Raw genomic sequence first — 13,207 nt, 5'->3', positions numbered from 1 at the left:
ATTAAAAACAAAAAGGGTTGGCATTATGCCAACCCTTTTTTCGTACCAATTTTCGTATCAATGATGATTCGATATACCACCAGAACACTATGTCATTATCGATGAGTCACTGGACGCTTAGCTAAGTCAGGAAGATTGCCAGACAAACCCAGTGCGCGCTTCATGATCTCATCTTTCGCACCCGGTAATTGGCCCGCAAGCTTCATACCAATGCCACGAATCAGCTTCTTAGCTGGGTTATCGCCTTCAAACAGATCTTTAAAGCCCTGCATTGAAGCAATCATTTTCGCCGCCTCTGCTTTTCTCCAGCGCTCGTAGCCGCGAAGATTACGCTTGGTGCCAATGTCTTCACCCGCAGACCATAGCTTTAACAGCTCTTGCGCTAGGCTTGCTGCGTCTAATAGGCCAAGGTTCACGCCCTGCCCTGCTAATGGGTGAATGGTATGAGCAGCATCACCAACCAAAGCCACACGCTCTACCGCAAAGTCACGCGCATAACGCATGCGCAGTGGGAAGGCAAAACGGTCACCAACCACTTCGCACAATCCAAGCTTCGAGTCGAACTCTGCCGTTAGCTGCTTATTAAAATCAACATCCGACATGGATACCAGCTTCTCGGCACGATTTGGTTCCGTAGACCAAACAATCGAGCTCATGTTGCTTGGTTGCATTGGTAGGAATGCCAATGGGCCTTGAGGCGTGAAGATTTGACGAGCAACGCTGTGGTGCGGCTCTGTGGTTTTGATGTTCGCGACAATCGCACTGTGTCCGTAATCCCAATGTGTTAATGGGATATCTTGCTGCTTACGAACCCAAGAGTTTGCGCCGTCTGCTCCAACAACTAACTTAGCTGTCAGTGCTTGACCATTGTCCAATGTTAACCAAGCTTCACTTTCACCAATCGCCATCGTTTTACACGTTGCGGGCATATACAGGCTGACATTGTCTTGTTTCTTAACCTGATCAAGCAGCGCTAATTGAATCACACGGTTTTCAACGATATGACCAAGATTAGGCTGAGCCAAGCGTGTCGAGTCAAACTCAATACGAGCGAAACTGTCTTGTTCCCACACTTCCATCGCTTGATACGGTGCAGCGCGTCTTTGTTCGATACCTTGCCATGCACCTAGGTTACGAAGAATCACTTCACTAGAACGACTCAACGCGGATACACGCACATCAGGCAGCTCACTCAGCCCTTCACTAGGCGCTCTGCCTTCAATGACAGCGATTCTTAGGTCACTGTCTTTTAGGGCAGCAGCAAGCGCTAGACCAACCATGCCACCACCAACAATCGCGATATCAACACTTTGCATCATTATTTATTACCTTATCTTTCTACTAGGCCAAGCGTATGACGCAAAAGTGGACCTTTAAGTGGTGGAAGGTTATCTATTACGGCTAACCCAAGATTACGCCCAATGCGAGCGGTCATATAATCGTTTGAGAACAGGTGAACTAGGCTTGAAGTCAACGTGATCGTTGCGTCTCGGTCTTGTTCTCTACGTTTTCTAAAGTTAACAAGACCATTGTAACGCCCAACATCATCGAGTTGAGTACACAACTCTTCCGCCAAGGAAGCCACATCACGAATGCCTAGGTTAAAGCCTTGTCCCGCAATTGGGTGAAGCGTTTGAGCGGCATTACCAATAATCGCAAATCGATGAGAGATATTTTGCTGTCGGTGACGAAGAATCAGAGGGTAACTCGCGCGCTTGCCGACCTTCTCTAATCGGCCAAGTCGCCAGCCAAAGTCATTCTGCAATTGCTCAAGAAATTCATTGTCGTTTAGCGTCATCACTTTTTGTGCTTGCTCTGGTGTTAAACACCAAACCAGCGATAAACGGTTGTCACTCATCGGTAATAGAGCAACTGGCCCATGATGGGTAAAACGCTCAAATGCGCGACCTTGGTGAGGTTCACTCGCCAAAATATTGGCAATCACAGCGACTTGCTCAAAGTCGTGCTCACTCAATGAGATATTGAGCTGTTGGCAACAGGTTGAGATTGCACCGTCAGCAGCAACCAGTAACTTAGTGGTTACTGTTTGCCCACTTGTCAGTTCAATCGTCGTCAACGCTTCTTCACGTTCAACTTTACTAACGGACTCAGGACAAAGCATGGTAATTGCCGCTTCTGATTCAAGTTTCTGCTGATAGATTCGACCCACATCTGCTAACTCGACCACGTAGCCAAGCGCATCTACAGCAAGCTCTTCACTGTAGATGTCTGTCATTCCGGCATGCCCGCGATCCGAAACATGGATATCTTTAATCGGGGTCGCGACCGGAGCGATAGATTGCCATAAGCGCAAAGAATCCAGGATCTGCACCGTGCCATAGGACAAAGCAATCGAACGAGAATCAAACCCAGGGTGAGCTTGATGATCAACCTGATAAGGCTCCACTACCGCAATCGACAGTGAACCTTGGCTTAGGTGATTCAAAGCAAGGGCTAAGGTTGCCCCTGCCATTGCGCCACCAGCAATTACAACATCATACTGAGCCATCATAACCTCAAACCGGCCAACGAATTAATGAATGGTAGGCGCCGCATCTTCAGATGGGCGAGCACCAAATTCAGCATGAATCGTTAGTGCACACGCTTTTACGTGCTCAATAACGTGCTCTAAAAGCTGCGCTTGCTCTTCCAGATCATCTTCTTCGTCAATGCCTAGCTTAGCCATCTCTTCTAGATCAGCTAATGCTTCTTTTGTACTGTCAGACGCTTTGTTCAATTGAGCGCCAACCAAGCCTAAGCCAGAAATAAAGTGGTTAATCCAATCAGACACACCGTCAGCAAGATCAAACAGGCTTGCGCTTGCGTCTTCGTCAGGCAGCAACATAGACAATTCCATACCCGAACCTGTGATTTCACTGGTCGTTACTTTCAGTGTCGCTTCCGCTAGCGTTAATGCGCGATCTGGCCAACCCATGCCTTCATTGGTGTAATCGAAGATCAGTGGTTGCCAGCTTTTATCTGCAAGGCTTAAGCCTCCGCTTAACATACCCGTTAATAAACCGTGCATCTCAGCAGGGGTTACGGCTAGACTTGCCGATTGAAGTTCAGTCGCAACCGTTAGGTAGTCAGGTAAAGTAGTTTCGCTCATCAGATAGCTCGCTCAGTTATTCTTTATATCGATAGTATAATCGTACCACTTCACCCCAATTCTGGTAAGCATCGATCCCCAGCAATTGAAGGATGACTGACTACCAATTGTTCAATTTGCTGAATTACTGTGTGCTCAAGCTCTCATTTACAAACAGTCACTCTGAAAAGCTTGAATCTTAATAGCGGTTTACCTATAGTTTCTCCCTCAGAGGAGATTGCTTCCTCATCGGTACTTGCACTTTTTCTTTCTCAAAAAATGGCGAAGGGCAACAGCCTTAAAATAGCGCGTTAAAGAGTTCATCCATCATGAGTAATCAAGCGGTAGACGTTGAAATATTAGGAAAACTGACTCGAGTGAATTGTCCACCAGGGCAAGAAGAGTCATTGATTGCAGCGGCGGCCGATCTTGATAATCGATTGAAAGAGATGGCTGAACGTACTAAGGTAACCAATGAAGTGAAGCTGCTGACTATCGCAGCTCTGAATATTTGCTACGAATTACAAACCAAGAAGTTTGAAGCAAATGATGAACAAAACGCACTGACCGAGCGAATGGAACAGCTCACGACATCACTTTCAGATGTCCTCAGTAAAGTTAAGCACGGACAGCAATAGCGTACACAAAATTTACCCTGGAGTGTTTGTCAGAGGATTCACGTCCCCGAGCCGATAAGCAATCCCTAAGGGTTAGTACTTGAGTGCTATTGAGCATGCTCGGCCCGACCGAGAAGCCTACGGTAATCATTGCTGATCCGCCTTGAACTCGCTGGTTCAAGGGCCATCTATTCTCAACGGCACTTTGGGGTATCCCTTCTTATGAAGACGCTCACACGCAGCGAATTTCGCAAACAGATCCGTATCAAACGCAATGCCTTATCTGGCGACCAACAAACTCAATCCGGTATCGACTTAGTTAAGCAGTGCATGCAGCTTGATGAAATTCAGTCTGCTCAGCATATTGCCCTCTATATCTCTATCGATGGCGAACTCGATACTCAGCCTTTAATCGAATGGTTATGGGCGCAAGGTAAGCAAACTTATTTACCAGTATTGCACCCCTTCTCTGCCGGGCACCTGCTGTTTTTACACTACTCGCCAACCACACCGACGGTCTTGAATAAGTACGGTATTGTCGAACCTCAGCTCAATCAAATGCTGGTTAAACCTTGTCAGCAACTCGACCTTATTCTTACGCCCCTTGTCGGCTTTGACTCCCATGGCCATCGTTTAGGTATGGGCGGCGGATATTACGATCGCACCTTGGCAAAGTGGTTCGAGACGGGCGAAGGTGCAGCTCCTATTGGTTTGGCTCATGATTGCCAACATGTTGATACGCTACCGATTGAAGAATGGGACATTCCGTTACCTAAAATCGTGACTCCGAGTAAAACTTGGCAATGGGAAAACAACCATTAAAGCGCTATAATCGCGCCGCAAACGTTAACCTCGATATATAAACGTTAACTTCAATACGCGAACGATTAATTCAAAGCGCAAGACCTTATTCAGGAGAATGGCATGACTCAAGATGAAATGAAAAAAGCAGCTGGCTGGGCAGCACTTCAATATGTTGAAGAAGGCAGCATTGTAGGTGTAGGTACTGGCTCTACAGTAAATCACTTCATCGACGCACTAGGCACAATGAAAGACAAAATCAAAGGTGCGGTTTCAAGCTCTGTTGCTTCAACGCAGCGACTAGAAGAGCTAGAGATCAAAGTGTATGAGTGTAACGATGTCGCTAAGCTAGACATCTATGTTGATGGCGCAGATGAAATCAACCCAACTCGCGATATGATCAAAGGCGGCGGCGCTGCTTTGACTCGTGAAAAAATCGTAGCGGCTATCTCTGATAAGTTTGTGTGTATTGTTGACGGTACTAAAGCAGTTGATGTGTTGGGTAAATTCCCACTGCCTGTTGAAGTAATCCCAATGGCACGTTCATACGTGGCACGTGAGTTGGTTAAGCTTGGTGGTGACCCAGTTTACCGCGAAGGCTGCACAACCGATAACGGCAACGTGATCCTAGATGTGTACGGCATGGCGATCGAAAACCCGAAACAACTAGAAGATATCATCAATGGTATAGCTGGTGTGGTGACGGTTGGTCTGTTCGCTCACCGTGGTGCTGATGTGGTTATCACCGGCACGCCTGAAGGTGCAAAAATCGAAGAATAAATCATAGAAGATTGAGTTTTTCTGTTACTTCATTACATACGGTGCCCTAGGGCGCCGTTTTTTTTGCTTTATTGCTGTAAAATTATGTCTTATTCCGTAATTTTCTTACCCAAAACATTTTTTTTTTGTTACTTTATTGTTCAGAAGACGCACAGGGAAAACGTTTGTCTCCTAACAAAGTGGTGAATTTGTTCCCCTTTCAGCCATTTTGTAGCACGTGCGCCGCATTTGCCCAACCTTTCCATTTTAAGGACGAGAACAATGGCCAAAGTTTCACTGGAAAAAGAAAAAATTAAAATTCTACTTCTAGAAGGTCTTCACCCTTCTTCTGTAGAAGTACTGCAAGCCGCTGGTTACACAAACATTGAGTACCACAAAGGCTCGCTACCGGAAGATGAACTTCTTGAAGCAGTAAAAGATGCTCATTTCATTGGTATTCGTTCTCGCACTAATATCTCCCAAGAAGTTATTGATGCAGCTGAAAAGCTGGTTGCCGTCGGTTGTTTCTGTATTGGTACTAACCAAGTCAACCTTCAAGCAGCAGCAAAACGCGGTATCCCTGTGTTCAACGCACCGTTCTCAAACACTCGAAGCGTTGCTGAGCTCGTTCTTGGTCAGGTTCTATTGCTACTACGTGGCATTCCAGAAAAGAACGCGCTTGCACACCGTGGCATCTGGAAAAAGAGTGCCGACAACTCTTACGAAGCCCGTGGTAAGCGTTTAGGTATTATTGGCTACGGTCACATCGGTACTCAACTGGGTATTATTGCTGAAAACCTTGGCATGCGTGTTTACTTCTACGACATTGAAAACAAACTGTCTCTGGGTAACGCAACGCAAGTTCATACCATGACGGAATTACTGAACAAGTGTGACGTAATCTCTTTGCATGTACCTGAAACCAACGAAACAAAAGACATGATGGGTAAAGAAGAGTTCGAGCGCATGAAGCCTGGTTCTATCTTTATCAACGCAGCTCGTGGCACGGTAGTCGATATTCCTGCTCTGTGTGGCGCTCTGGAGTCTGGACACCTTGCAGGTGCGGCTATTGATGTTTTCCCAACAGAACCAAAAACCAATGCAGACCCGTTTGAGTCTCCATTAATGCAGTTCGATAACGTGATCCTAACGCCTCACGTGGGTGGTTCAACTCAAGAAGCACAAGAGAACATTGGTGTTGAAGTTGCTGGTAAGCTAGCGAAATACTCTGATAACGGCTCTACGCTATCAAGTGTTAACTTCCCTGAGGTATCACTACCACTGCATACTGGAACGTCTCGTTTATTACACATTCACGAAAACCGCCCAGGCATCCTAACTCAGATCAACACCATCTTCGCTGAGGAAGGGATCAACATCGCGGGTCAATACCTACAGACTGCGGCTGATATGGGTTATGTCGTTATCGATGTAGAAGCCGATCGCTCTGAAGAAGCACTGCTTAAACTGAAAGAGATCGAAGGCACAATCCGTGCTCGTCTTCTTCACTAATCATCGCACTCAAAATGCATAAAAAAGGCTCTCATCATGAGAGCCTTTTTAGCATTTGGCCTATCGTAGGTAATTAGGTCGTCATGATCCAAAACCTTCTATAGCACTGTCATTACTCTTCGATCTGGTAGATCACATTCACGCGATCACGAATGGTGATCGTTGAGTCTTCATAAGAGTTCGATTCTGTTCTTGCATCCATCGCCATTGAACGCATGAGTACTGGCTGAGAAGATTGGGCGTTGTAATCCACGCGCCATACATCACCTAACTCGCGCTCAAAACCACTCGCCAATGATTTAGCTTTTGATGTCGCATCTTTAATGGCTTCTAAGCGCGCTTGCTCTTGATACTTAGCTTGGTCGCGAACTTGCAGTTGGATGTTGTCGATCTGATTAATGCCTTCTCCAATCGCAATATCCATGTACTCATTAAGATTAGCTAGCTCAGTCACTTGAACGGTCACATTACGTGAGGCGCGGTAGCCAACCAGTTCCGGTTTGCCATCTTTCGGGTAATGATATTGAGGAGATAAATACAGGTTAGAGCTGTGTACACTCGCCTCATCAACACCAGCTTGATGTAGCTTGTTTAGAAAGCCTGTCACGACTTTATCAACGGTATTTTTAGCCTGTTCAGCAGTCATCGTCGATTCCACGACTCTCACAGAGAATGTCGCCATATCAGGTGTAGCGATCACTTCACCATAGCCTGTCGTTGAAATATGAGGAAAGGATGGAGAGTCAGCCAATGATGGAAAACTCACAGCACTCAACGCCGCAGTAAGAGTAAGAGACGTTGCTAACATCTTTGGTACAAGCTTCATTAGGTATGACCTATGCTAAACAAATGTCCTTTTATCATAGAGCAATTTGTCACATAACCAATCCCGCTACAGGACTTCTAACAGAACTTTGACGCTGCAAAAACCAACAGCTTACTGAGGTAAGTGGTTGTGGGCATAATTTAATATCGCTTGAGATACCTCTTTTAATACTCCGCTCTCAAGCTGCCAATGGTGCCAATAGATGCGATAAGAGAGCAGAAAGCCAGGGGTAATATCAATCAGAGCACCAGACTCGAGCTCATCGATAATCTGTAATCGGGGGATCAAGCAATAGGCTACACCCGATAATGCCAAGCGCACAAATGCTTCTGAACTGCCGACTGTATGATTGATCACACTGTCTCTCGGGACGTTAAAATGATCATGCAGAAACTTCTTATGCAGATCATCGTATTGATCATAGGAAACCGCAGGTGCTTTGCTTAAGGTGGCGTAGTTTACGCCCTCTGCAAAGTAACGCTGATGAAAGTCAGGGCTAGCCACGCACACATAATCCATCCTACCTAGATAGTCAGCACTGCAGCCAGGAATCGCTTGAGACTCCAAACTGATTGCACCGGCCACCTCGCCACTTTTAATCTTTTCAATGGTTCTCGACTCACCATGAATCGCGAGGTTCAACTCGACTTGGCGAGACTTAATCACATCCGACAAAGCTGGTAGCAACCATGTCGCCAAACTATCAGCGTTGGTGGCTATGGATATCGATAATGGTTGATTACCCTCTTCATTCATCAACTCAGGCACAAGCTCGTGCTCTAACAAACGAACACGGCGATATAAGCCCAGTAGTTTTTTACCCGCAGGCGTTGGCCTAGGCGGGCTTTCTCTCACCAAGGCTGGCTGAGCCAACCACTTTTCCAGCTGTTTGATGCGTTGAGATACCGCCGACTGGGAGATATATAACTGCTCAGCAGCCCTTTCGAAGCTACGTTGTTTTACTACAGCATCCAGTGCTTCAATCCATTTATAATCCAATCCGCGCATCAATTTGCTTCCTTTTTAAGCTAACTCATCACCACATTAGCAACTCTAATAATGGATTAAAATCATTAATTATACTTATTTAAAGGGTCGGGGTATCTTCGCCATATAGCACGTAAATATCGTTAAATAAGTGGAGGTTAAAATGAGTTTTTGGTTTTTATTACAAGGTTTTGGTCTAGGGGCAAGTATGATTATCCCTATTGGCGCTCAGAATGCGTACGTCCTAAATCAAGGGATAAAACGCAATCATCATTTAACGACAGCAACGATTTGTAGCCTGCTCGATACTCTGTTTATCTCATTAGGCATTTTTGGCGGCGGAGCGATCTTGTCGCAAAATGAATTACTGCTTACCTCAGTGACACTAGGTGGCATCGCTTTTCTGACTGTGTATGGTTTGCTCTCACTACGCAGTGCATTCAAAGTGCGCACCAGTGATGAGTCGAAAGGTGAGATATTAGCGCGTGGCAAGCGCACCGTTATTTTAGGGGCATTGGCAGTAACAGTATTAAACCCACATCTCTATTTGGATACCGTGGTAATTCTTGGATCCATTGGTGGGCAATTTGAAGGCAACGACAGAATTGCATTTGCTATGGGGACTATATTGGCTTCGTTCGTCTGGTTCTATTCTTTGTCATTAGGCGCTGCAAAACTAGGCCCGACGCTATCTAAACCTAAGGTTAAGAAAGGCATTGATATCGCAGTCGCAACCATGATGTTCGCCATAGCAACGGTGCTTACCGATGGACTTATTGAGCAATACTGGTAAATCTATTTAGCTTCATGAAACCAACAAAAAAGGCGGATAACCTAAGTTATCCGCCTTTCCTTATAAAAGCTTATAGTTATAAAAACTAACTAGGAATTAAGCTTCTACTTTATTCATGTGTACATCCATTTGCGGGAATGGAATTTCGATACCCTCGTTATCCAAGCCTTCTTTGATTGCTTGCATCAGGTCGAAATAAACATTCCAGTAGTCAGCAGTGCTAACCCATGGACGAACAACGAAGTTAACTGAAGAATCAGCAAGCGTATGAACACCAACTTGAACGCCAGGTTCTTTCAGTACACGCTCATCAGATTCACAGATCTTAGTCAGTAGCGCTTTTGTCTTCTGAAGATCAGCGTTGTAAGAAACACCAATCATTAGATCAATACGGCGCGTCGCATGACGAGAATAGTTTGTGATTGGGCTGCCGATAACGCTACCGTTAGGTACTACAACCATTTTGTTGTCTGGCGTTGTTAGAACCGTTTGGAAGATTTGAATAGAATCAACTGAACCTGCCACACCACCAATTTCCACATAGTCACCAGACTTAAATGGACGGAATGCAACGATAAGTACACCAGCAGCAAAGTTAGATAGTGAGCCTTGTAGTGCAAGACCAACGGCTAAACCAGCCGCACCAATAACAGCAACTACAGATGCCGTTTGAACACCTAAACGACCAAGTGCAGCAATTAAAACAATCACAAACAACAAGTAACGAACTAAACCATGGACGAACTCCACAACTGCTCGGTCCATTTTCTTCTTCTGAAGAACCTTAGACACGCTATTCGCTACTGCTTTAACAATAAGGTTACCAATAAATAGAATTATCAGTGCTGAAATGATATTTACGCCATATTGGATAAATAAATCTGAATTATTTGTTAACCACTGCTCTGCTTGAGACAAACCATCCACAAGTGGAGTCTCAATCACTGTCGAACTATCAGCCATAATGTGCATCCTCTATATAATATGCTATGGGCTAAACTGCCTTAAGCCTCATTTACTCTGCAATATAATAAACAGTGTAATTACCGTTAAGTCATTGTGTTAAAAGTAAATTAAAGCCAAGTCCTTTTTATAAACTGAACCAAGTTCAGTTTTTCGGCACGATATCCTATCTTTGACAGATTGCAAAGTCATATTTATGTAAGCTTTTGAATTATTAAAACTTACCGATAAACACAAATACCGATAACTAAAAGACTACGAAATTTATTCACCGCACGCTAGGTTTTTCACATATTTAGTACAAGTTTTTATCAGATATAAAAAAACCCGCTCAATGAGCGGGTTTTTAAAACTTAAAGAGTACTTAATTCAAAGAATTATAGTACGTCTACAGCGTTAAGGTCAGCAAATGCTTTCTCTAGACGAGCAACCATTGAAGCTTGACCAGCACGTAGCCATACGCGTGGATCGTAGTACTTCTTGTTTGGAGCAGCTTCGCCAGTTGGGTTGCCGATTTGACCTTGTAGGAAATCGAAGTTGTCAGCAGAGTACTGACGGATACCGTCCCAAGTTGCCCACTGTGTATCAGTATCGATGTTCATTTTGATAACACCGTAGCCGATAGACTCTTGGATTTCTGCTTCAGAAGAACCAGAACCACCGTGGAATACGAAGTTTAGAGCGTTAGGTGCGATACCGAACTTCTCTGCACAGTATGCTTGAGAGTCACGTAGGATAGTTGGAGTAAGTACAACGTTACCAGCTTGGTAAACACCGTGTACGTTACCGAAAGATGCAGCGATAGTGAAACGTGGGCTAACAGCCATTAGTTTCTCGTAAGCGTATGCTACGTCTTCTGGAGAAGTGTAAAGCTCAGATGCGTCCATATCAGAGTTATCAACGCCGTCTTCTTCACCACCAGTACAACCAAGTTCGATCTCGATTGTCATGTTCATTTTAGCCATGCGCTCTAGGTACTTAGCACATGTTTCGATGTTCTCTTCTAGAGACTCTTCAGAAAGGTCTAGCATGTGAGAAGAGAATAGAGGCTTACCAGTTTGTGCGAAGAACTCTTCACCAGCGTCTAGTAGACCGTCGATCCATGGAAGAAGTTTCTTAGCAGCGTGGTCAGTGTGCAGGATAACTGGAACACCGTAAGCTTCAGCTACAGCGTGTACGTATTTTGCACCAGCTACAGCGCCAAGAACTTGTGCGCCTTGACCTTCAAGTTTAACGCCTTTACCTGCGAAGAATGCAGCGCCGCCGTTAGAGAACTGAACAACTACTGGAGCTTTAACTTTAGCAGCTGCTTCTAGTACTGCGTTTACAGAGTCAGTACCAACAACGTTTACAGCAGGAAGAGCAAATTTGTTTTCTTTTGCTACTTCAAATACTTTCTGTACGTCATCGCCAGAAATCACACCAGGTTTTACAAAATCGAAGATCTTAGACATGGAAATAGTCCTATTTATTCTATCGTTTTAAGATTAAAAAACTTAAGTTTAAAAACTTGCAATCGTTTGCTCACAACTTATGCCATTCTAGCAAAAAAGTGTGATATGCAGCAAACGTTAAAAGGCGAGATTCACATCTCGCCTTTCTAAATCAATTATGCTTTAGCACGCTCTTCAAGCATTGCTACTGCAGGAAGTACTTTACCTTCAACGAATTCAAGGAAAGCGCCACCGCCAGTAGAGATGTAAGAAACGTCAGCTTTGATACCGAACTTATCGATAGCTGCTAGCGTGTCACCACCACCTGCTACAGAGAAACCTGCAGACTCAGCGATTGCTTTAGAGATACCAGCTGTACCCGCTTCGAAGTTCTTGAATTCGAATACGCCTACAGGGCCGTTCCAAAGGATTGTTTTCGCGTTGCCGATGATTTCAGCTAGTGCCGCAGTTGAATCTGGACCAAGGTCGAAGATCATGTCGTCGTCTTGAACTTCAGAAACGTGCTTGATTTCAGCTTCTGCGTTTTCGTCGAATGCTTTAGCACATGCAACGTCAGTTGCTACTGGGATAGCACACTCTTTCATTAGCTTTTGAGCCGTTTCAACTAGGTCAGCTTCGTATAGAGACTTACCTACGTTGTGGCCTTCAGCAGCGATGAATGTGTTCGCGATACCACCACCAACAACAAGCTGGTCAGCGATTTTAGATAGAGACTCAAGAACTGTTAGCTTAGTCGATACTTTAGAACCACCAACGATAGCAACTAGCGGACGCTCTGGGTTGTCCATTGCTTTGCCAAGCGCTTCAAGCTCAGCAGCAAGAAGAGGACCAGCACATGCTACAGGAGCGTGAGTACCAACACCGTGAGTAGATGCTTGTGCACGGTGAGCTGTACCGAATGCGTCCATCACGAAGATGTCACATAGCGCAGCGTACTGCTTAGAAAGTGCTTCTTCGTTCTTCTTCTCACCTTCGTTGAAACGAACGTTTTCAAGAACAACTAGCTCACCAGCGTTTAGCTCTAGGCCGTTTAGGTAATCTTTAGCTAGTTTAACTTCGCAATCTAGTGCGTCGTTTAGGTAGTTAACTACAGGAGCTAGAGAGAACTCTTCGTTGTATTCGCCTTCAGTAGGACGACCAAGGTGAGAAGTAACCATTACTTTTGCACCAGCTTCTAGGCAAAGCTTGATAGTTGGTAGAGATGCTAGGATACGTGCATCTGAAGTTACTTTACCGTCTTTTACTGGTACGTTTAGGTCAGCACGGATAAATACGCGTTTACCTGCAAGTTCCAGGTCAGTCATCTTGATCACAGACATGATTTGTCCTCTCAAATTTAAATAAAAATAAAGTTTTGGAAACTCAGCAACCCTGCTAAGCCTATAAATTATTCAACTGGTAATTCTT

13 protein-coding genes and 1 other RNA gene are annotated in these 13,207 nt (G+C 44.9%); 6 read left to right on the top strand and 8 right to left on the bottom strand.

Annotated features, from left to right (window positions below; translation table 11 throughout):
• Positions 1-95: 95 nt before the first annotated feature.
• The 3 genes from AB6E30_RS11520 to AB6E30_RS11510 are packed head-to-tail and all read right to left on the bottom strand — an operon-like array spanning position 96 to position 3,109.
• Positions 96-1,319, bottom strand: coding sequence for an FAD-dependent 2-octaprenylphenol hydroxylase (locus AB6E30_RS11520; protein WP_102321427.1), 1,224 nt, complete (start codon positions 1,317-1,319; stop codon positions 96-98).
• A gap of 11 nt (positions 1,320-1,330) precedes the next feature.
• Positions 1,331-2,509, bottom strand: a complete 1,179-nt coding sequence (gene ubiH, locus AB6E30_RS11515) for a 2-octaprenyl-6-methoxyphenyl hydroxylase (protein ID WP_372103690.1) — start codon at positions 2,507-2,509, stop codon at positions 1,331-1,333.
• A 24-nt stretch (positions 2,510-2,533) separates the two neighbouring features.
• Complete coding sequence (locus AB6E30_RS11510) at positions 2,534-3,109, bottom strand: YecA family protein (RefSeq protein ID WP_017070457.1); 576 nt, start codon at positions 3,107-3,109, stop codon at positions 2,534-2,536.
• 308 nt (positions 3,110-3,417) lie between these two features.
• Here AB6E30_RS11510 and zapA point away from each other — a divergent pair, with 308 nt between their 5' ends.
• The 5 genes from zapA to serA all read left to right on the top strand — a co-directional run bounded on the left by zapA (position 3,418) and on the right by serA (position 6,777).
• Positions 3,418-3,726, top strand: a complete 309-nt coding sequence (gene zapA, locus AB6E30_RS11505; RefSeq protein WP_004735366.1) for a cell division protein ZapA — start codon at positions 3,418-3,420, stop codon at positions 3,724-3,726.
• A gap of 11 nt (positions 3,727-3,737) precedes the next feature.
• Positions 3,738-3,921: non-coding RNA, 6S RNA (gene ssrS, locus AB6E30_RS11500), on the top strand.
• A 6-nt stretch (positions 3,922-3,927) separates the two neighbouring features.
• The gene (locus tag AB6E30_RS11495) at positions 3,928-4,527 is read left to right on the top strand and encodes a 5-formyltetrahydrofolate cyclo-ligase (RefSeq protein WP_017059056.1); all 600 of its coding nucleotides are present in this window, start codon (positions 3,928-3,930) and stop codon (positions 4,525-4,527) included.
• A gap of 102 nt (positions 4,528-4,629) precedes the next feature.
• Entirely contained in the window at positions 4,630-5,286 is a 657-nt protein-coding gene (rpiA, locus tag AB6E30_RS11490) for a ribose-5-phosphate isomerase RpiA (RefSeq protein WP_017059057.1), read from the top strand.
• A gap of 261 nt (positions 5,287-5,547) precedes the next feature.
• Complete coding sequence (serA, locus tag AB6E30_RS11485; protein ID WP_017059058.1) at positions 5,548-6,777, top strand: phosphoglycerate dehydrogenase; 1,230 nt, start codon at positions 5,548-5,550, stop codon at positions 6,775-6,777.
• Between the two features lie 112 nt (positions 6,778-6,889).
• On the opposite strand, the gene AB6E30_RS11480 is transcribed toward serA, so the two are convergent.
• Positions 6,890-7,603, bottom strand: coding sequence for an oxidative stress defense protein (locus AB6E30_RS11480; RefSeq protein ID WP_017059059.1), 714 nt, complete (start codon positions 7,601-7,603; stop codon positions 6,890-6,892).
• Between the two features lie 111 nt (positions 7,604-7,714).
• A complete protein-coding gene (locus tag AB6E30_RS11475; protein ID WP_372103656.1) occupies positions 7,715-8,611 on the bottom strand; it encodes a LysR family transcriptional regulator ArgP in 897 nt (298 codons plus the stop codon).
• Positions 8,612-8,753: 142 nt separating this feature from the next.
• Between AB6E30_RS11475 and AB6E30_RS11470 the strand changes: the two genes are divergently transcribed.
• The gene (locus AB6E30_RS11470; RefSeq protein ID WP_372103653.1) at positions 8,754-9,383 is read left to right on the top strand and encodes a LysE/ArgO family amino acid transporter; all 630 of its coding nucleotides are present in this window, start codon (positions 8,754-8,756) and stop codon (positions 9,381-9,383) included.
• Between the two features lie 96 nt (positions 9,384-9,479).
• Here AB6E30_RS11470 and mscS read toward each other — a convergent pair whose 3' ends face one another.
• The 3 genes from mscS to AB6E30_RS11455 all read right to left on the bottom strand — a co-directional run bounded on the left by mscS (position 9,480) and on the right by AB6E30_RS11455 (position 13,119).
• Entirely contained in the window at positions 9,480-10,346 is an 867-nt protein-coding gene (gene mscS / locus AB6E30_RS11465) for a small-conductance mechanosensitive channel MscS (RefSeq protein WP_372103650.1), read from the bottom strand.
• Between the two features lie 377 nt (positions 10,347-10,723).
• A complete protein-coding gene (gene fbaA, locus AB6E30_RS11460) occupies positions 10,724-11,800 on the bottom strand; it encodes a class II fructose-bisphosphate aldolase (protein WP_010435694.1) in 1,077 nt (358 codons plus the stop codon).
• A 155-nt stretch (positions 11,801-11,955) separates the two neighbouring features.
• The gene (locus AB6E30_RS11455; RefSeq protein ID WP_017068708.1) at positions 11,956-13,119 is read right to left on the bottom strand and encodes a phosphoglycerate kinase; all 1,164 of its coding nucleotides are present in this window, start codon (positions 13,117-13,119) and stop codon (positions 11,956-11,958) included.
• Between the last annotated feature and the right edge of the window lie 88 nt (positions 13,120-13,207).

It is taken from the genome of Vibrio sp. 10N.247.311.12, from assembly GCF_041467515.1.
Lineage (GTDB): Bacteria > Pseudomonadota > Gammaproteobacteria > Enterobacterales > Vibrionaceae > Vibrio > Vibrio crassostreae_C.
This window is presented reverse-complemented; position numbering and strand designations above follow the sequence as displayed.

Coding starts and splice junctions, on each gene's coding strand:
- AB6E30_RS11520 (WP_102321427.1), bottom strand. CDS start 1,319: ATGATGCAAAGTGTTGATATCGCGATTGTTGGTGGTGGCATGGTTGGT.
- AB6E30_RS11470 (WP_372103653.1), top strand. CDS start 8,754: ATGAGTTTTTGGTTTTTATTACAAGGTTTTGGTCTAGGGGCAAGTATG.
- AB6E30_RS11495 (WP_017059056.1), top strand. CDS start 3,928: ATGAAGACGCTCACACGCAGCGAATTTCGCAAACAGATCCGTATCAAA.
- zapA (WP_004735366.1), top strand. CDS start 3,418: ATGAGTAATCAAGCGGTAGACGTTGAAATATTAGGAAAACTGACTCGA.
- rpiA (WP_017059057.1), top strand. CDS start 4,630: ATGACTCAAGATGAAATGAAAAAAGCAGCTGGCTGGGCAGCACTTCAA.
- ubiH (WP_372103690.1), bottom strand. CDS start 2,509: ATGGCTCAGTATGATGTTGTAATTGCTGGTGGCGCAATGGCAGGGGCA.
- AB6E30_RS11455 (WP_017068708.1), bottom strand. CDS start 13,119: ATGTCTGTGATCAAGATGACTGACCTGGAACTTGCAGGTAAACGCGTA.
- AB6E30_RS11480 (WP_017059059.1), bottom strand. CDS start 7,603: ATGAAGCTTGTACCAAAGATGTTAGCAACGTCTCTTACTCTTACTGCG.
- AB6E30_RS11475 (WP_372103656.1), bottom strand. CDS start 8,611: ATGCGCGGATTGGATTATAAATGGATTGAAGCACTGGATGCTGTAGTA.
- fbaA (WP_010435694.1), bottom strand. CDS start 11,800: ATGTCTAAGATCTTCGATTTTGTAAAACCTGGTGTGATTTCTGGCGAT.
- serA (WP_017059058.1), top strand. CDS start 5,548: ATGGCCAAAGTTTCACTGGAAAAAGAAAAAATTAAAATTCTACTTCTA.
- mscS (WP_372103650.1), bottom strand. CDS start 10,346: ATGGCTGATAGTTCGACAGTGATTGAGACTCCACTTGTGGATGGTTTG.
- AB6E30_RS11510 (WP_017070457.1), bottom strand. CDS start 3,109: ATGAGCGAAACTACTTTACCTGACTACCTAACGGTTGCGACTGAACTT.